The sequence below is a fragment of the Flavobacterium sp. KBS0721 genome, assembly GCF_002007065.3.
GTDB classification, from domain to species: domain Bacteria; phylum Bacteroidota; class Bacteroidia; order Flavobacteriales; family Flavobacteriaceae; genus Flavobacterium; species Flavobacterium piscis.
The window spans coordinates 4167975-4187609 of the sequence record NZ_CP042170.1; the positions used below are offsets into that span (position 1 = coordinate 4167975).

Annotated in this window: 20 protein-coding genes; 13 read left to right on the forward strand and 7 right to left on the reverse strand. The window is 32.4% G+C overall.

The window, feature by feature from the left end:
* The first annotated feature begins 160 nt into the window (after positions 1–160).
* The 8 genes from B0M43_RS17960 (at position 161) to B0M43_RS17995 (ending at position 8352) form a co-directional block, all read left to right on the forward strand.
* Positions 161–2692 (forward strand): PIG-L family deacetylase, encoded by a 2532-nt coding sequence (locus tag B0M43_RS17960; protein WP_078007038.1) that lies wholly within the window; start codon positions 161–163, stop codon positions 2690–2692.
* A 122-nt stretch (positions 2693–2814) separates the two neighbouring features.
* Positions 2815–4551, forward strand: a complete 1737-nt coding sequence (locus B0M43_RS17965; RefSeq protein WP_078007037.1) for a sodium:solute symporter — start codon at positions 2815–2817, stop codon at positions 4549–4551.
* Positions 4552–4564: 13 nt separating this feature from the next.
* Complete coding sequence (locus tag B0M43_RS17970) at positions 4565–5359, forward strand: hypothetical protein (RefSeq protein WP_078007036.1); 795 nt, start codon at positions 4565–4567, stop codon at positions 5357–5359.
* A gap of 80 nt (positions 5360–5439) precedes the next feature.
* Entirely contained in the window at positions 5440–5751 is a 312-nt protein-coding gene (locus tag B0M43_RS17975) for a hypothetical protein (protein WP_078007035.1), read from the forward strand.
* Positions 5752–5873: 122 nt separating this feature from the next.
* Positions 5874–6494, forward strand: coding sequence for a hypothetical protein (locus B0M43_RS17980; protein ID WP_078007034.1), 621 nt, complete (start codon positions 5874–5876; stop codon positions 6492–6494).
* An 18-nt stretch (positions 6495–6512) separates the two neighbouring features.
* Positions 6513–6995 (forward strand): hypothetical protein, encoded by a 483-nt coding sequence (locus tag B0M43_RS17985; RefSeq protein ID WP_078007033.1) that lies wholly within the window; start codon positions 6513–6515, stop codon positions 6993–6995.
* Between the two features lie 81 nt (positions 6996–7076).
* Positions 7077–7685, forward strand: coding sequence for a hypothetical protein (locus B0M43_RS17990; protein WP_078007032.1), 609 nt, complete (start codon positions 7077–7079; stop codon positions 7683–7685).
* Between the two features lie 37 nt (positions 7686–7722).
* Complete coding sequence (locus B0M43_RS17995; protein ID WP_078007031.1) at positions 7723–8352, forward strand: MCP four helix bundle domain-containing protein; 630 nt, start codon at positions 7723–7725, stop codon at positions 8350–8352.
* Positions 8353–8358: 6 nt separating this feature from the next.
* Here B0M43_RS17995 and B0M43_RS18000 read toward each other — a convergent pair whose 3' ends face one another.
* The 7 genes from B0M43_RS18000 to B0M43_RS18030 all read right to left on the reverse strand — a co-directional run bounded on the left by B0M43_RS18000 (position 8359) and on the right by B0M43_RS18030 (position 13339).
* Positions 8359–8772 carry a nuclear transport factor 2 family protein gene (locus B0M43_RS18000; RefSeq protein WP_078007030.1) on the reverse strand — a complete coding sequence of 138 codons (414 nt, stop codon included), beginning with the start codon at positions 8770–8772 and terminating at the stop codon, positions 8359–8361.
* Positions 8773–8774: 2 nt separating this feature from the next.
* Positions 8775–9299, reverse strand: coding sequence for a TetR/AcrR family transcriptional regulator (locus tag B0M43_RS18005; protein WP_078007029.1), 525 nt, complete (start codon positions 9297–9299; stop codon positions 8775–8777).
* Between the two features lie 335 nt (positions 9300–9634).
* The gene (locus B0M43_RS18010) at positions 9635–10477 is read right to left on the reverse strand and encodes a DUF2911 domain-containing protein (protein ID WP_078007028.1); all 843 of its coding nucleotides are present in this window, start codon (positions 10475–10477) and stop codon (positions 9635–9637) included.
* Between the two features lie 70 nt (positions 10478–10547).
* Positions 10548–11210, reverse strand: a complete 663-nt coding sequence (locus B0M43_RS18015) for an HAD family phosphatase (RefSeq protein ID WP_065449478.1) — start codon at positions 11208–11210, stop codon at positions 10548–10550.
* A gap of 117 nt (positions 11211–11327) precedes the next feature.
* Positions 11328–12044 (reverse strand): ThiF family adenylyltransferase, encoded by a 717-nt coding sequence (locus B0M43_RS18020; protein WP_078007027.1) that lies wholly within the window; start codon positions 12042–12044, stop codon positions 11328–11330.
* 24 nt (positions 12045–12068) lie between these two features.
* Complete coding sequence (locus tag B0M43_RS18025) at positions 12069–12740, reverse strand: TatD family hydrolase (RefSeq protein WP_078007026.1); 672 nt, start codon at positions 12738–12740, stop codon at positions 12069–12071.
* The gene (locus B0M43_RS18030) at positions 12740–13339 is read right to left on the reverse strand and encodes a DUF1684 domain-containing protein (RefSeq protein ID WP_065449475.1); all 600 of its coding nucleotides are present in this window, start codon (positions 13337–13339) and stop codon (positions 12740–12742) included. The genes B0M43_RS18025 and B0M43_RS18030 overlap by 1 nt, the downstream gene beginning before the upstream one ends.
* Before the next feature lie 97 nt (positions 13340–13436).
* Between B0M43_RS18030 and B0M43_RS18035 the strand changes: the two genes are divergently transcribed.
* The 5 genes from B0M43_RS18035 (at position 13437) to B0M43_RS18055 (ending at position 19614) form a co-directional block, all read left to right on the forward strand.
* A complete protein-coding gene (locus B0M43_RS18035; protein ID WP_078007025.1) occupies positions 13437–14654 on the forward strand; it encodes an MFS transporter in 1218 nt (405 codons plus the stop codon).
* Between the two features lie 336 nt (positions 14655–14990).
* On the forward strand, positions 14991–15359 hold the full coding sequence (locus B0M43_RS18040) for a BlaI/MecI/CopY family transcriptional regulator (RefSeq protein WP_065449473.1): 369 nt from the start codon (positions 14991–14993) through the stop codon (positions 15357–15359).
* 5 nt (positions 15360–15364) lie between these two features.
* On the forward strand, positions 15365–17377 hold the full coding sequence (locus B0M43_RS18045; RefSeq protein ID WP_078007024.1) for a M56 family metallopeptidase: 2013 nt from the start codon (positions 15365–15367) through the stop codon (positions 17375–17377).
* A 33-nt stretch (positions 17378–17410) separates the two neighbouring features.
* The gene (locus B0M43_RS18050) at positions 17411–17779 is read left to right on the forward strand and encodes a BlaI/MecI/CopY family transcriptional regulator (RefSeq protein WP_065449471.1); all 369 of its coding nucleotides are present in this window, start codon (positions 17411–17413) and stop codon (positions 17777–17779) included.
* 5 nt (positions 17780–17784) lie between these two features.
* Complete coding sequence (locus B0M43_RS18055; protein WP_078007023.1) at positions 17785–19614, forward strand: M56 family metallopeptidase; 1830 nt, start codon at positions 17785–17787, stop codon at positions 19612–19614.
* The last annotated feature ends 21 nt before the right edge of the window (positions 19615–19635 follow it).

Below are 19635 nucleotides of genomic sequence, written 5' to 3' on the forward strand. Positions count from 1 at the left end.
ATTCTTTTAAAAAGCTGTTGGATTTTGTCCAGCAGCTTTTTTTTTGAATTAATTTTCTTAAAAAAGAAAATCAATAACCAAACATTAACATTTCATTTAAATACTGTTCAAAGATATAATTAGTATTTTTGAAGCTCTTTCAAAACATTTAACTACCGCTATGCGAAAAATTCAGATCCAAATTCTTCTTATTTTTTTAACAGGGATTTCCATTTCTTTTGCACAACAACCACAAAAACCAAGTTCTGTAGAAATTTACAATCAAATTAAAAAACTGAATTTTTTAGGTTCCGTTTTGTATCTGGCTGCCCATCCTGATGACGAAAACACTCGTTTAATTTCTTATATGTCAAATGAGATGAATGCACGAACAGGCTATTTATCCTTGACACGTGGTGATGGAGGCCAAAACTTAATTGGTCCGCAATTGCGGGAACTACTTGGCGTTATAAGAACTCAGGAATTAATCGAAGCCCGAAAAATAGACGGCGGAGAGCAGTTTTTCTCGCGGGCGAATGATTTTGGTTATTCAAAAAATCCCGATGAAACTTTAGAAATCTGGGATAAAGATAAAGTACTTGCTGATGTAGTCTGGACCATCAGAAAATTTCAACCGGATGTAATTATCAATCGATTTGATCACCGTTCGCCTGGTACTACACATGGGCATCATACTTCGTCAGCCATGTTAAGCGTTGAAAGTTTTAAACTTACAAATGATCCAAAAATATATCCTGAACAATTAAAATATGTAAAACCATGGCAGGTAAAACGTCAGTTTTTTAATCCATCGTGGTGGTTTTACGGTAGTCAGGAAAAGTTTGATGCGGCTAATAAGTCAAAATTCACCAAATTACAAACGGGAGTTTACTACAGTGGAATCGGGAAATCGAATCAGGAAATCGCGGCTTTAAGCCGAAGCCGACACCAATCGCAAGGTTTTGGAAGCACTGGCGCACGTGGTCAGGAAATCGAATATTTAGAATTGATAAATGGTGATAATCCAAAAGACCGTGACAATTTATTTGACGGAATTGATACTTCATGGAATCGTGTCAAAAACGGAAAACCAGTTGGTGATTTGATTACTACTATTATCGCAAAATATGATTTTAGCAATCCTTCTGCCAGTATTCCGGATTTAGTTAAGGCTTACAAAATGATCGAAGCTTTAGAAGATGACCATTGGAAATCTTTAAAATCTGCAGCCCTAAAAAATATTATTGCATCTTGTTCAGGTTTATATCTTGAAGCCGTTGCCAGTGAACAGGAAGCAACTCCCGGAAGTACCATTAAATTAAATATTGAAGCTATAAACAGATCTTCTGTTGACATGCAATTTATTAGTGTAACTTCATTACCTGATAATAAAATTACAGCGCAGAATATTCCATTAAAGAATAATGACGATCAAAAAATAATTGTACAAATTCAAGTTCCAAACAATATCGAATACACGCAACCTTATTGGTTAAAAGAAAAAGCAACTGTAGGCATGTATACAGTTTCTAATCAGGAAAACATTGGTATTCCTGATATTATCAGACAAGTAAAAGTTGTTTTTAATGTTAAAATAAATGGTGTCGAAATTCCGTTTGAGCGCACCGTTGTGTATAAATACAACGATGGTGTAAAAGGCGAAATGTATAATTTTCTTGACGTCGTTCCGGAAGTCACTACCTCTGTTTTAGAAAGAGTTTTAATTTTTGGATCTGTAAAAAGTAAAATGATTCCTGTAAAAGTACGTGCAGGAAAAGATGGGATTAAAGGAAAACTTCAGTTAGAATTGCCTAAAAGTTGGAATGTTTCACCAAAAGAAATTCCTTTTGCTTTAGATAAAAAAGGAAACGAACAGATTTTTTATTTCGAAGTTACACCTCCGGTAAATCCGGAGGAAGCTGTTGCAAAAAGTATTGCAATTGTTGACGGTAAACGTTTTGATAAAGATCAGACTATTATTGACTTCAGCCACATTACCAAACAAATGGTTTTAAAACCAGCTGAATCGAAATGCATTCGAATTGATTTGAAAACAAATGGAGATGCTATTGCCTATATTATGGGTGCTGGTGACGAAGTTCCGGAAAGTCTGGCCCAAATGGGATATAAAGTAACGATTATAAAACCAGAAGAAATCACTCCGGAAAAGCTGGATTCGTTTAATGTCGTGATTACTGGCGTACGTGCTTATAACACTGTGAATGCTTTGGCCAACAAACAAAATATCCTTTTTAATTTTGTAAAAAGCGGTAAAAACATGATCGTACAATACAATACGTATGGCAAAACCGTAACCGATCAGATTGCGCCGTATCCGCTAAAAATTTCAAATGATCGTGTAACCGAAGAAAACGCTAAAGTTACCTTTTTGGCACCCCATCATCCTATTCTGAATACACCAAACAAAATCAGTTCAAAAGATTTTGAAGGTTGGACACAAGAACAAGGTTTATATTATCCTGATCAGTATGATCCTGCCTTTACTCCTATTATATCGTCGCATGACAAAGGTGAATCTCCAAAAAATGGCGCATTACTCGTAGCGCCTTACGGAAAAGGATACTATATTTACACCGGTTTAAGTTTTTTTCGAGAATTACCGGAAGGTGTTGCAGGTGCGTATAGATTGTTATCGAACATGATTTCGCTAAAACAGCCAGTAGAAGCTCCTAAAAAAGAAATAAAAAAATAAACATTCAAAATATGGAAGCTAAAAAAACTAAAAAATGGAAAAAAAGCTACACCTATGTTTTGGTGGCCAATGCTATTTACATTGTGATTTTTTTCTTAATCATGCAATTATACTCATAACCTATGCAACTATTTGATTGGATCGTACTTATTGTCACGCTTTTATTTATTGTTGGATACGGTTCCTGGAAAACCAAAGGAAGTAAAAACGTCGAGGATTTTATTCTGGGCAACAACGAAACCCCTTGGTATACCGTTGGATTATCCGTTATGGCGACACAAGCCAGCGCGATAACCTTTTTATCAACTCCAGGGCAAGCGTATCATGACGGAATGGGTTTTGTACAATTCTATTTTGGATTGCCAATTGCCATGATTGTCATTTGCGTCACATTTATTCCGTTATACCATAAAAATAAAGTCTTTACGGCCTATGAATTTTTAGAGAAAAGATTTGACCTGAAAACACGTTCACTTGCTGCTATATTATTCCTGGTTCAGAGAGGTTTAGGAACAGGATTGACAATTTATGCACCTGCTATTATTTTATCGGCGCTTTTAGGGTGGAATTTGACCTTAATGAACATCATTATTGGTGTTCTGGTGATTATCTATACATTTTCAGGCGGAACAAAAGCGGTAAACGTAACACAAAAACAGCAAATGTTCGTGATTATGTCGGGAATGTTTATTACTTTTTTCCTTATTTTACATTACCTGCCAAACGATATGACTTTTACAAGCGCACTGCATATTGCGGGTGCCAATGATAAAATGAATATTGTTGATTTCTCTTTTAATCCTGAAGAAAAATATACTTTCTGGAGCGGAATTACCGGTGGTTTTTTTCTGGCCCTCGCCTATTTTGGAACTGATCAGTCTCAGGTTGGACGCTATTTATCCGGAAAATCAGTTCGCGAAAGTCAAATGGGATTGATCATGAACGGGCTTTTAAAAGTACCAATGCAATTTTTTATTCTGCTCACAGGAGTTATGGTTTTTGTCTTTTTTCAATTCAATCCAGTTCCGTTAAATTTTAATCCGAATAATAAAATTGTCATTGAAAAATCGGCTTATAAAGAAGAATATCATGCTTTAGAGAAAAAATTAAGCACACTTTCTGAAGACAAAAAAGTAATTAATTTATTATACATCGATCAGTTGAATCAGGATTTTGATAATCCGATTTTAAGAAAAGAATTGGTGACTTTATCCAACAAAGAAAAGGATTTACGCGATCGTGCCAAAGAAATTATTTCAAGAGCAGATCCAGCCAGCGAAACCAATGATAAAGATTATGTGTTTTTCCACTTTATCCTCAATTATTTACCTAAAGGACTTATTGGTTTGTTATTGGCCGTAATTCTTTCAGCTGCAATGTCTTCAACGGCTTCGGGATTAAATGCTTTGGCTTCTACCACAGCCATTGATATTTATAAACGAAATTTAAAAACCGTAAAATCTGAGAAACATTATCTAAACGCAACTAAATTTTTCACTTTATTCTGGGGAGTTGTTGCCATACTTTTTGCTTGTGTAGGAACTTTGTTCGAGAATTTAATTCAGTTGGTTAATATCATTGGTTCTATTTTCTACGGAACCGTTTTAGGAATCTTTCTAGTTGGATTTTATCTGCGTCGTGTAAAAGCTAAAGCCATGTTTATTAGTGCAGTTATCAGCCAAATTACCATATTTGTGATTTATTATTTTATGATTTACATTCATCCTAGCGGTCAGGAAAAACTAGGATATTTATGGCTGAATTTTATTGGAGCTATTTTGACGATAATACTGGCGTTGTTTCTTCAGATTACGCTTTTTAGAGGAGAAAAAGAATCTGATGAAGTAGTTTTGGAGTAATTGTAATTAAATAATGAAAATCAAAACTTCAATAATTCTACTTTTAATATTTTCATTTTTGTGTTCAAATGCACAAAATTTGCATGAAGTAAAAATTGATAGTCTATTTGTTAATTTTAAAAAAGAATCTTTTTACGAAAAAGTATACCCGGCAAAACAAGAACTTGAAAACTATCAAAAATCAATTATTCCTGAATTAATTAATCTTTTAAAGAATGAAGATTTTATAAAATTGACTAATACTTTCGATCTAATTTATCCTGGAACCACTGTTTACTATGGTCGTGGATATTACATTCCTTATGATATCGATTGGATATCTGTACGTTCCGGTTGGTTACTTGAGGATTTGACATTTCAGGATTTTGGTTATCAAAGTTTAGAAGTTAATAATGAAACTCTAATGAAATTGGTTAAGGAAAATTATTATAAAAGTTATCTCAAAAAAGGAACTTACGAGTTAGACTGGAAAAGGAAAACATCTGTTCAGAAAAAAGCAGAAATCAGAAAAGTACTTTCGAAAAAAGCAGAAAAATGGTGGAAAAAAAATCAAAAAAGATGGAACAAAATTGCTGCAATTAAGGAAGCCTTACAATCGAATAATGAAAATAGATTAAGAAATGTATTTCAATATCTAAGAAACGGAGATTCAAAGTGTGATAATTTGACCTGGGAGCTATATAATAATGAAATAAAACCAATAATAGTAGCACTAAAAAAAACAAATGAATATCCTGAAGTACAAGAACAAATTGAATTAATCTTAAAAGAATCTGTAAGTTCGAAATTATTAGATAAAAGCAAATAATTATCGTTATTAAAATTACTGATGAAAATTCAGTCTGCAAAAAAAGTTTATTTCAATAAAATTAAAGCAAAATTCAATTCATGGAAAAGAAGATAACAGATAAAAGAAATTTATTTACTTCTGCCATTATAAGTGTTTTGCTTTCGTTTCCAGTAACCGGATTTATTTATGGATTCTCTATTTGTAAAGATTGTGGAGAAGGAATAAGCGGAATTTTTGGCAGAATATTTATTGGTTTTGTTGAAGCCATTCTAACTACAATTACACTGGGCTCGCCTTGGGATAATGAAGGCGGAACAACAAGCACCAATCTTAGGTTTTATGTTTTTCTGGTTGCTTTAATTTTTACCTTGATCCTTTTTTTAATTCGGAAAAGAAATCAGAATAAGTAGTAAAATATATGTTTGCATTACGAATATTACCTGATAAATTCAATATAGATATAATAATGAAAAAAGCTTTCTACTTATTTTTAATATTAAATTGCAACTTTTGTTTCTCTCAATTTGCAATAGTGAATGATAAAGACGGATATGTAAATGTTCGCAGTTCAGCCAAAATAGCCAACAATATTACAGATAAACTTGATAATGGTTTTGTGGTCTATTATTATGAGCCTCAGGGAAATTGGGCAAATGTAGACTATCAAAAAAATGGAAAAGATTTACATGGCTATATTTACAAGGATAAGATAAGAGAGATAAGCAATTTTAAAAAGATTCCTTTAAAATCCAATAGCAACGGAAAAGCAATTCTGGCAGATAAAAATATTAAAATTGAATTTACCGAAACCAAATTTATTAAAGCAAATCATAAATTTAAGTTCCTTGATCAAAATTCAGATATTATTATTAAAATTGATAATCTGGATATATTTGGAACTGATGGCGGCATCCCTAAAAGGGAATATAAATCAATTGAAGTACAAATAAAAAACGAAAAAATACAAATTCCCGCGAGTGCACTAAAAAACTTATTTGAGCCCAATCTGGAGTTATCAGAAGCGAATTACGATGAAGTAAATAATATTTTATACATTCAGGCATTAAATAGTGATGGCGCCGGAGGATATGTAATAGTATGGATTATAGAAGGCAATAAGTATAAAACAAGAGTTGAAGCTACTCCTTTTTAAAATTAACTTTTAAAAACTATGGTTCAAAAAATTCTATCTCTCATATTGCTACTTTTAAGTTTGAATGCTAAAAGTCAAAACGTTGACGAGAGTATAGAAACTGAAAATCATTCGATCTCTGCTCAGCTTTACACAAAGTGTTTTGAGAATTTGAATCAAGGAGCTGAAATTTTAGAAAAGTATCCTGCTTTTAAAGAGATGAAACCCTGTTCTCTTGCGTATTGTATGATGCTTTTGACATACCAGGATAAAGAAATGCAACAAATTGGCGAAAATCGCTTAATAGGAATTGCAACACAACTCTATCACGAAGGAACTCCAGTGATATTAATTATGGGAATGGAAAGCTCTCTCGAAGCAAAAAAGAGAAACCAAAATCTCGATGACGACGATCACATCGTTTATATCAGCTATGGAGAATGCACAAATCCGGCATTTCTAACTAAAGCGGCTGACATTGTAAACAAGCAAACCAGAACATTAATTTATCAAAATAAATAATAATTTTCTTTGTAATTCATCTATTGAATATTTGTAATAAAAAAGTACTATTTTAGTATTCGCCAAAACAAAACTATATAAATGAAATATTCAGAGGAAATACAAAAACTACTTCCCCTAGGCTATCTTTACCTGGTAATATTAGGAATATTAAAAGAGAGTCTTTTTTATTATCAATTCGGAATTAATATTCTGAAATACTCTACTATTATGGATATATTAATTAGTCCAATTGCAGAGTTCACTTCGAACCCATTGACACTAGTATTTATAGTGCTACTTTTTGTTTTTCATTATTATTTGCCTAAAATATTGCAAAAGCATAAGGACAAAAGAACGTTCCAAAAAATGCTCGAGTTAAAATCTACAGAGGGATTATCTGAAGAGGCAGCTAAAAATTACTACATTTTTGTTTCTTTTAAAACATTTGCCATGATATTATTATCATTTTTCATTGGAACGGGCATTGGTAATGGCTATTTTGCTATGGAAAAGATTAAAAATGGTACAGCAAAATATAATTATAAGCTGAATTATAACAGTGGCGAATCAGAGCAAATTTATCTTATAAACTCCAATAGTATTTACTGTTTTTATATTCAGGAAAGAAGTAAAATTATTAAGATTGCACCCATTGCCGCCATAAAAAACATAGAGAAGGATTTGAAATTTGGATTCATCGCTCAATAAGAAGTTTGGTTTATAAATCAATTTAATACGCGTCATTATGAAGGATTTAAAAAAATATAGCAATAAAACAAAAGCTGCTTTTATTTTACTTATTGTGATGCTGATTATTTTGCTGGGGAATTTTAATACACTTCAAAATTCAAAAAATGTAAACGAAAATATTAATGCGATTTATAAAGATCGATTGGTGGTGGCGCACTATATTTTTCAATATTCTAAAGAACTTCATTTTATAAAAGCCGAGGCTGAAAAACTTGATTTAAGTGATACCACTAAAAAAGATGAGATCATTCATACTTTAAACGTGATTCATAATATTGATGATTTGTATGCTAAAACCGTTTTAACGAATAAGGAAAAACAGTATTTTGCTACCTTTTTAATTTCATGCAAAGAAATAAACAAACAGGTTGCAAGCAAAAATTGGAGTAAAATTGCCAGTCTGAGCCATGATGCATTACTGACTTTAGAATCACTATCCAACATCCAGATTCAGGAAGGAAAAGCTAAATTGGCGAGTGCTAATGCTATGTACAGTAAAAACAATAGCCTTGGGCAGCTGCAGATCGCATTGCTTATCATTTTGGGCGGCATCACTTTTTATCTTTTAATTGTAAAGAAAATCAAAAGAAGCATCAAAATTCCTGAACCACCAAGTATGAACTAACTGATTTTATTTCAGCTTTCTATCTTCTTCGTTAATGGCCAGATCGTTTATACTTGCGAATCTTTTTTGCATAAGGCCATTTGCATCAAATTCCCAATTCTCATTTCCATATGCTCTAAACCAATCTCCCTGAAGATTTTGATATTCATATTCAAATCGAACGGCTATTCGGTTTTCAGTATGTGCCCAATACTCTTTTTTAAGTTTGTAGTTTTTTTCTTTTTGCCATTTTTGAGTTAGAAAACGTATTATCTCTTCTCTTCCGTTTACAAACTGGTCTCTGTTTCTCCATTCGCTGTCTAACGTATAGGCTTTTGAAACTCTTTCAGGATCCTGACTGTTCCAGGCATCTTCGGCCAACTGAATTTTTTGTATTGCTGTTTCATATGTGAAAGGAGGCAACAGTAGTTTTTGTTCCATTTTTATGCAATTAAGGTTTGAATAATTTTTTTTGATTGTTCGATCAATTGATTGGATTTGAATAACTGACTTTCGATAATACAGCTTTCAAAAAGTAAATAAATATGATCTGCGAGAATCTCGTCATTAAGAATATTTTTAAAATAGTTTCGTAGATCGAATTTATGGCTTTGAATTACGCTGAGAATCTTTACATTGTCTGATGGGATTTCTGAAAGAATGTTTAGAAAACTACAACCCCTAAAATGCTCTTTCTGATTCATATCAATTAAAAAATCGAACGAAGCCAAAACTTTTGATCTTGAATCTTTTTCCGCTAAAGTGAAGTTTTCTAATGCGTTGAACCAAAAAGAATGTCTTTCATTCAAAAAAGCTACACATAAATCTTCTTTTGATTTAAAATGCTGGTAAAAACTTGCTTTCGCCACTTTTGCTTCTTCAATAATCTGATTGATACCCGTGGCATTGTATCCATTTTTATGGAATAAAATTGAAACTGTATCTAAAATTCTTTCTTTAGGTAACATTTGATGATCTTTTTAACTGAGACAAATGTAGATAATTATTTTCACATACATACAAGTCTGTCTGTTTAATTGTTATTTCTATTTATTAATACAATTAGCCTTCTTTACGAAGAAGAATTTCTGCATACTAAACAACCAATCTTTGTAGAGTTTCTTGCGAGAATTTCTCCTTCGTCGAAATTGACAAAATTGGGGTTTCTTTGCGGATTATGGTGCGTTTTCATCTTTGTCAAAGTTTAAAGATCTGCAATAATTAAACTCAAAAAAAAAATCCAAATTCTAAAACTTATAAAGCTTCGGAATTTGGATTTTTTAAGATCTTGGAATTTAAAGCACTATCTGCTCCACTCTGTGATACTATCTTTATTTAATTTTACGTAATCCTGATTGTTAGCAGCCTCAGCAGCAGCAAGAGAAGCTTTAGCAGTTTCTACCGCTCCTTTTTTGTCTCCTTGTTTTGCCTGGATTTGTGCTTTTAATCTTAAGATAAAATATGGTTTGTCATTACTCATATCTAATGATTTATCGATATAAGTTCTGGCTGTTTCGATGTTTCCGTTTGATTGGAACAAATAAGTTGCAGCTGCAAAATAATCATTTGCACTTGGTCCGCCCAAAGCTTTTTCGATACTTGCTGTAGCAATTTTAGCTGTAGGAACTTCGAATTTTAAAGCTACATGAGAGTTTTCCCAAGCCATATCAAGATATCCAAAATTAGGATCAAGACCATTAATCCCAATCGTAAAAGTCTCAAGCGGAGTTGGTAAAGCGTCTTCTTTTACAGTAGTTCTTAAAGCCACATAAGCATCGTTCCAGTTTTCTGGCAATCCCCAGTTGTCTGTAGAAAGGTAAAAAATTACTTCCCAGCTTTCGATTTTAGGAATTGTATATATTGCATATTTTCCTTTTTTTAATGTTTTACCATCAATTACTACATCATCACCAAAATTAATGATGGTATTTTCGTTGGCACCAGTTCTCCATAATTTACCAAACGGAACTAAATTTCCAAAAACCGCTCTGCCTCTGGCGCCCGGTCTTGAATAAGTAACTTCAACATCAGTTAATCCAACCGTTTGTTTGATATATCCTTTAGGACTCGCTTGTGGAGTTTTTATTTGCGCCTCGGTAACAAAAGGAGCCAAAACTATGGCCAATGCAATAAGTAGTTTTTTCATTTTTAGAGTTTATTTGTTTTGTTCAAATTTACAAATTCAATTACCGAACAAATGTTAAATTTTCTATAATTCAGCCCTTTAACTGTGATATTTTTTGAGCGTTTAGTTCCTCAAAATGGTTGATAATAATATCCGCTGTCGATAAATCCTGTAATTTAGAGTGATGGCTGTTGTATCCTACACAATAAATTCCGGCCGCTTTTGCTGCTTTAACACCATTTGTACTATCTTCGATAATAATACACTCTTCTTTTGGGGCTTTCGACAACGAAGCCGCATGAATAAAGATAGCCGGATTGGGTTTTGATTGCGGAAAATCTTCTCCACTAACTATATCCGTAAAATATGGGTGCAGATTGAATCTTGTAAAAACACGATCAATCGTAACTTTTGAAGCTGATGAAGCCAGAATCAACTGTATTCCGTTGGCATATAAATCTTTAATAAGATCTTCGACTCCTTCTAAAAGATACAAATCTTCTTTGGTATCGAAAGCATCATTAAAAATACTTCTTTTTCTTTGTATTAAATCTTCTACTTCGTGCTCAATTGCAGGAAAAAATCCTTTTAAGGTTTGAAACGTATTTCGGGTCGAAAATCCGGTAAACGAAGTATACATTTCTTCGGTTACTGTAATATCCAATTCTGAAAATTGCTTGTAGTAGGCATAACGATGAACGGGTTCAGTGTCTACAATTACACCATCCATATCGAAAATTACTGTTTTTATCATTCTTTTAAAGTTACTAAGGTTTTTTTTAAGATACTAAGGTTCTGAGATACTAAGGCTCTAAGTTTTTTTTGATTTTAAAACTTAGCAATTTAGAACCTTAGTCTCTTAGTATCTTCGTTACTCTTTTTTAAGCAAATATCTAATCACAGTTTCGGCAACGTATAAACCAAATAAACCTGGCATATAACTATTGGTTCCGTAAAAAGATTTCTTGAAATTTTTTCCGTCGGTTAATTTTAAGCTTTTTTCATCTTGAATTTCAGAGGAGAAAACTACTTTTAGTTTATTTATTTTTTCTGCTTTAAGACGTCTTCTAATGGTTTTAGAAAAGTAGCAGTTGATGGTTTTTGAGATATCGGTCACTTTTACTTTAGAAGCCAGCATTTTCCCGCCTGCGCCCATACTGCTTATGATTTTTACTCTCTTGCGTTTCGCTGCAATAATCAGGTTCAATTTTGGCGTAATGCTGTCGATACAATCCAAAACATAATCAAACTCTGGAGAAACGATCTCAAAAGCTCTTTCAGGGGATAAAAATTCCTGTACACGCGTAAGTTTCAATTCAGGATTAATATCCATCAAACGATCTCCTACGATTGCAATTTTAGGTTGTCCAACAGTAGAATGTAAGGCAGGCAATTGTCTGTTGATGTTTGTAATATCTACTACATCCCCGTCTACAATTGTCATATTCCCTACTCCTGCTCTTGCCAAAAATTCAGCCGCAAATGATCCAACTCCTCCCAAACCCACTACCAAAACATTGGCGTTTTGTAAATTTTGTAATCCTTCTTTTGTAAATAAAAGCTCGGCTCTTTCTGTCCACTCTGCCATATCCTAAATTATTGTTTTTTTAGTTTAAATTGTTTCAAGTTTCAGGTTGTTGTCCTGAAAAACATTATTAAAATTGCTTGAGATAACCTCTTGCAATTCTCTGATTGTTATATTTTTATATTCTGCTGCTATAGCGTAAACCTGTTGAATTCCTTCTTCGATTGTATCGGTTTCCAAAAAGAAACGATCGTTCGGAATATTTTCAAAAACTGTCTTTAAATCTGGATTTTTTAATAAATATTTTCCAAATGAAAGAACAACTCCTGCCGTAATCAGCTGACTGGCGATTTGACTATTTTTAGAAAAACCGTGAATAATCATTGGAACCGATATTTTCATTTTCTTTTTAATCGCAATTACTTCCTGAAAAGCGGCTACGCAATGTATCACAACCGGTTTTTTATATTTTTCGGCCAAAGCCAATTGTTTTTCGAAAACCAAAATTTGCTGCTCAAACGGAACTTCAATTCGTTTGTCTAAACCACATTCTCCAATCGCCAGACAATTTTGAGTCTGTAATTTTTCTTCAATAATGCGTAAATCTTCCTCAATTCGATCTTCTTTAATATACCATGGATGAATCCCGATGGAATAAAACGGAATCGATTCATCAAACTCATTTGGATATTGATTGACCATCTCCAATACATTGGATTGATTCGTAAATTGATGAGTATGAAAATTAAAGAATTCCATTAATGAAATGTTTTAACTCCGGCTTTTATTTCCACATTCAAATCATTTTCTAAAGGAACAAGCGGACAAGAATATTTGTGATTATAAGCGCAATAAGGATTGTATGCCTGATTAAAATCGACTGCAATTGTATTTCCTTTCGGAATTTTCAAGTCGATATACCTTCCTCCTATATAACTTCCTTTTCCTGATGTTAAATCTGAAAAAGGCAAAAATAAATGATCTTTATATGCTGCCGTTTTTGAAAGTTCTATATTTCTGTATACATTAAGTTTAAGTGCAACTCCGTCTATCGTAAAATATAAAGTTCCGTATTTAATATATTTCGGGGTTCTTGTCCCTGTAGTTTTCATTTCGAAAACTTTTTCGTTTTGTGCTTTTTCAAATTTTGCATTCACAAAATAGTTGCTGTTTACAGGATAAAAATCTAAAGTCTTAAACGTTTTTAAATCTTCTTCCATCAACGGACTTGTTTTAGGATCAGCATATTCGGCATTAATCGTCTTCTGAAATTTTTCAGCTTCTTTTTGATCAAATTTATTTTGGCCAAAACAGAAATTTACAATCAGTAATATTAAAAAAGCAATACCGTTTTTCATCTTTTAAATTTTGAGCAAAAATAGTTTAAAAGTAACAAAGCAGCAACCGCTGATCCCTACAAAGTTTTGTAACTTTGTTGCAAATAACTTATTTATAATGCTCAAGACCGCTTTTAACCACTACATCAATAACTTTAAAGGATTTTCAAGAGAAATTTGGATACTTACAATTGTCACTTTTATAAATCGTGCCGGAACAATGGTGCTTCCTTTTTTATCAAAATATTTAAAGGAAGATCTTCAGTTTACTTATAATCAAGTTGGCTGGATTATGGTGGCTTTTGGTTTAGGATCAATGCTAGGTTCCTGGCTGGGAGGAAAATTATCTGATAAAATTGGTTTTTACAAAATCATGATTTTTAGTTTATTTACGAGCGGAGTCTCACTTTTCTTTATACAATATATCACCACATTCTGGACTTTGTGTATTGCCATGTTTGTTTTAATGACCATTGCAGATATGTTTCGTCCGGCAATGTTTGTTTCACTTGGTGCTTATGCCAAACCAGAAAACAGAACAAGAGCCTTGACTTTAGTTCGTTTAGCGGTAAATTTAGGTTTTGCTGCCGGTCCTGCTTTAGGAGGTTTGATTATTATGGGAATTGGATATTCAGGCTTATTCTGGATTGATGGTGCATCTTGTATTATTTCGATTTCGATTTTTGCCTTATTGGTTAAGGAAAAGAAAAAAGTGGTTCATGAAGATAAGACGGAGAGTGCCGCAGAGATAAAATCTGTTTTTCATGATAAAATCTTTTGGGTTTTCTTATTTGTAAGTTTTATAACGGCTATGATTTTCTTTCAGCTTTTTACGACGTTACCTTTATATCATAATGAAAAATTTGGTTTAAGCGAATTTCAAACCGGATTATTAATGACATTAAACGGGCTTTTAATCTTTGCTCTGGAAATGCCAACTGTTGGTTTTATGGAGAGAAAAGGATTTGCAAAAATCAGGATTATTATTCTGGGATCGTTCATAATGGCGTCAAGTTTCTTTTTATTATTAATTAATGTTTGGGCTGGAATGCTTGTAATTAGCATGATCTGCATTTCGATTGGGGAAATTTTGACCTTTCCGTTTTCGAATGCTTTCGCTTTAAGCCGCGCGCCGCGTGGTCAGGAAGGCCGCTATATGGCATTATATACCATGAGTTTTAGTTTAGCACATATTATTAGCTCAAAAGTTGGTTTTGAAATTATTTCCAGATTAGGTTACCAAATCAACTGGCTGTTTATGGCTTCTATTGGAGTTATTGCAACGCTTTGTTGTTTATGGATTAGGAAGGCTTTGCTAAGAGAAAAGGTTTCTTAAGATTCTATTTTACTGGTTTACATTTATCTGGCAAGTTTTACCGCAAAAGAGAGCAAGGATCTACACAAAGTTCGCTAAGTTTAAGATCCTGAGTTTGTTTAAACAAAAGTTCGCAAAGCTATTTCAATATACGCTTTGCGAACTTTGCGTTTATATAAAATCATACATATAAAAACTTTGCGCACTTTGCGGTTAAATCTCTCTTTAGTTTTCATCTTAAGAAATAGCCCGTTTTCATGTTCAAAATCTGTTCAAACGTAATTTTTAGTTAAATAACTATTTTTATAGTTGTGTAACTAAAAAAATAGTTGTAGGTTTGAATTAAAATTAAAAAACATGCAAAAGTTAACCAACAAAGAAGAGGAAATCATGCAAATTTTATGGAAACTTAAAAAAGCATTCGTAAAAGAAATACAGGCAGAGATTACTGAAGATCAACCACATTACAATACGCTATCAACAATTGTGCGTAATCTTGAAGAGAAAGGTTTTGTAGGTCATAATGCTTTTGGAAATACACATCAATATTATCCAATCGTTACTTTAGAAGCGTATAGCAAAAAGTATATGAAGACTGCAATCGACAACTATTTTAATAGTTCGTATAAAAATATGGTTTCATTTTTTGCCAAGGAAGAAAAAATTTCGGCAGCAGAATTACGTGAAATCTTAGCTATGATTGAAACTCCAAAAGAAGAAAAATAATCACTATGGAAGCATTTTTAATATTTATCGCAAAATCTGGTGGACTATTAGTTTTGTTTTATTGCGCTTATCATTTTTTACTGCGCAAAGAAACTTTTTTTAATAGTAACAGATGGTTTTTATTGGCTGGGTTATTTACATCAGTGCTTTTGCCGCTTATAGTTTATACCAAAATTATCTGGATAGATCCTGAGCCTGCGATAAATTTTAATCTTGCACAAATTAATACTATTCAGCCAATAGAGGAATCTTTTGAGATCAATTGGAATCATCTCTTAATTGCGATCTACAGCATTGGTCTTCTTATTTTTATATTGAAATTTTTGCTTGACTTTAGAAACTTAAATTCTGTTTTAAAAGGAAAAAAAATATACAGGCAGGCTGACTTTAAATTTATTGATACTACAGATAATATTGCTCCATTCTCTTATTTTGATTATATCGTTTACAATTCATCAATGTACACGGCTGTTGAATTAGAGAATATCATTGAACATGAAAAAGTGCACAGTTCGCAAAATCATACTGTAGATGTTCTGGTTGCAAGAGCATTTTGTATTCTTTTTTGGTTTAATCCAATTATCTGGCTTTACAAAAAAGCAATTACCCAAAATCTTGAATTTATTGCCGATAAAGTAGCTGCTCAAAAAATAATCGATAAAAAAGCGTATCAATACACGCTTTTAAAAATAACAACACACGAAAATTGTGTTGCCATCACCAATCATTTTTATCAATCATTAATCAAAAAACGAATCGTTATGTTAAACAAAAATCAATCAAAAAAAAGAAATTCCTGGAAATTTTGCGTTGTTGTTCCTGCACTTGTTGCTTTTGTTCTTTTATTTCAAGTTGAAACTATTGCACACGAAAAACCTCAAATTGTAACTGCAAATAACAATAGTGAAGGAATTGATGTTTTTAAAATAACAAAAACAACAACAGATGAAGAATTTAATCAAAAAGTAAAAACGCTGAAGGAGAGTTTTGATATTACAGCTTCTTTTTCAAATTTGGAAAGAAACTCCAAAAATGAGCTGATTGCAATTACAGTTGAATTAAAAAAAGGAAACGAAATTGCCAAGCAAATGACAATAGAAGGCAATAATGCCATCAAAGCTTTTGCTATCATTATCTCTACGCTTGAAAACGGAAAGTTAACAGTCGATTTTAAAACTGATGAAACTTCGATTACCAATGAGAATATACAAGCTCTAAACAATTCAGCACTAGCCGGAGAAAAAGAAATTTTTATTAATGGTTCAAAAGCAACTGAAGAAGAATTGGCGAAATTAGATTCTAAGGAAATTGAAAGCATGGATGTTTCAAAAAAATCCGGTAAATCAACTATTAAAATCATCACCAAACATCTTACTAAACCACTTAAAATAAGTGACAAAGAAGTTTATATTAATGGTGTAAAATCAGACCAAAAAGAATTGTCTCGTCTGGATCAAAACACAATTGAAAGTGTAGATGTAAATACGGAAGGAAATACAATTGGAATCACTACCAAAACGATTACAAGTAATAGTGATTCTAAAACAAATACTGTTATAACATTTTCAGGTCAACAGGAAAAACCTATTGTTTTTATTAACGGTAAGCTTACCAGTTCTGATTTTGACATGAATGATGTTGATCCTAAAAAGATTGGCAGTATGAATGTTTTAAAAGGACAACATGCAACCGAAAAATATGGTTCTGATGGAAAAAATGGTGTGATAGAGATCACTACAAAAAATCCAACAGACAAAGATGGAAACGAAAAGAGGGTTTATAGAGGATATCCAACCGTTAATACTTTCAGTATCTCATCATCAACTACAGATACAAAAACAAAAGCGAAAGCGAAACAATTAATCATTGTTGACGGCGTAATCGTAAAAGATAAAAGTATGAATGATCTAAATTCATTAGACATTGAAAAAATGGAAATCTATAAAGGGACTGAAGCTGTCGCAAAATACGGAGAGAAAGCAAAAGATGGTGTAATTGTAATCACAACCAGAAAATAATGCTGATGCTATTCAAAATTTAATTCGCTAATCATGCAAAAGTTAACCAATAAAGAAGAAGAAATCATGCAAATTTTATGGAAGTTAAAAAAAGCTTTCGTAAAAGAAATACAAGCAGAGATTACTGAAGATCAGCCGCATTACAATACGCTCTCGACTATTGTACGCAATCTTGAAGAAAAAGGTTTTGTAGGGCATAATGCTTTTGGCAATACTCATCAGTATTATCCAATAATTACGCTGGAAGTATATGGTAAAAAGTATATGAATACCGCGATAGACAACTATTTTAATAGCTCTTATAAAAATATGGTTTCTTTTTTTGCTAAAGAAGAAAAAATTTCGGCAGCAGAATTACGAGAAATCTTAGCTATGATAGAAACTCCTCAAGAAGTACAATAATCGTTATGGAAACATTTTTCATTTATATCGCAAAATCCAGCGGATTGCTAGTCTTGTTTTACTTTGCTTATTACTTTTTATTGCGCAAAGAAACATTTTTTAATAGCAGCAGATATTTTTTATTAGCCGGATTAATTACTTCGGTAGGTTTACCTTTTATGGTTTACACGAAAACGGTCTGGATCGAGCCTGCTCCTGTTGAAGATTTCATAGTCACTGAAAATAGTAACGCCGTTCCTGCTTTGCATTACACTCAATTTCCGGTTACTCACCAGATTCAAAATGAATCATTTGATATCAATTGGAATTACGTACTACTGGCTATTTACATAATTGGTTTTGTAGCTTTAGTAATAAAGTTTGCCATTGACTTTTATAGTTTAAGTACAGTTTTAAAAGGTAAAAAAGTACAGCAACAAGCTGATTTTAAATTTGTAGATATTAACGAAAACATTGCTCCATTTTCTTATTTTGATTATATCGTTTACAACTCATCAATGTTTACGCCATCAGAATTAGAGAATATTATTGAACACGAAAAAGTACATAGCGATCAAAATCATACTGTAGATGTATTGATATCGAGAGTTTTTTGCGTACTGTTTTGGTTCAATCCAATAATTTGGCTGTATAAAAAAGCAATTCTGCAAAATCTTGAGTTCATTGCAGATAGCGAAGCGGCCAAAAAAATATCCGATAAAAAAGCGTATCAATACACGCTTTTAAAAATTACAACACACGAAAGTTGTGTTGCCATTACCAATCATTTTTATCAATCATTAATCAAAAAACGAATTGTCATGTTAAACAAAAATCAATCAAAAAAACGAAATTACTGGAAGTATTACGCTATTATTCCGGCACTTGTAGCTTTTGTGCTTTTATTTCAAATTAAAACAATCGCACAAGAAAAAGAACGTAAAGAAAATCAAGAAGTTAAGGAGAAACAAGACCAATCATATGTTTTTAAAATTCAAAAAAATACAACTGATCAGCAATTAAAAGATATGGTTGAGGACTTTAAACAAAAACACAATATTGATGTTATAATAACTAATGTAAAAAGAAATTCAAGTAAAGAATTAATCGCTATAAAAATTGAGATTGCAAAAGGTACAGAAAATGTACAAACTTTAGAAATCGACGGTGATGAACCTATACATGACAGTGGAATAGCAATTACAACAGAAAATAATGGTTCTAAAAAAATAGGTATTGTTACCGGTGATTCAATTGAAAAACCAATGGTTGCCGGAAATCAAGTTGCAGAAGTAAATGAAAAGAATACCTCAAATGTTTCTGCGGGAGCTGTAACCCCTCCTACGCCTCCAGCTCCACCTGCGTTTCCTGCCGGACCAATGCCGCAAGTGCCTAACGCTAATTTTAAAATGCCCAAAGCTCCTGTAGCTCCAGCAAATCATAAAGATAAAGCAGCAATGGCCAAGTTTGAAAAAGAAATGGCTGAATTTGAGAAAAAAATGGCCATTATTGAACCACAAATGGCGGAGTACGAAAAGCAAGTAGAAAAATTGATGTCGCAAAGAGAAGCTATTTACGAGAAAGAAATGGCTAAATATGAACTTGCTATGGATAAATTTAATACCGATATGGATAAATTTAATCTCGACATTGAAAAGAAGTATGGAAAAGATTCTAAAACATACGAAGCGAACATGGAACAATTTGAAATTAACATGAAACAACATGAAATTGACATGAGACAACGCGAAAAAGACATTAAACAAAAGGAGAAAGATATAAAACTGCAAGAGAGAGATATGAAGCTTCATGAAAGAGAATTAAAAAGAATAGAAAAAGAGAATAAAAGATCTTAATTCATCAATCCCAAAAAACAT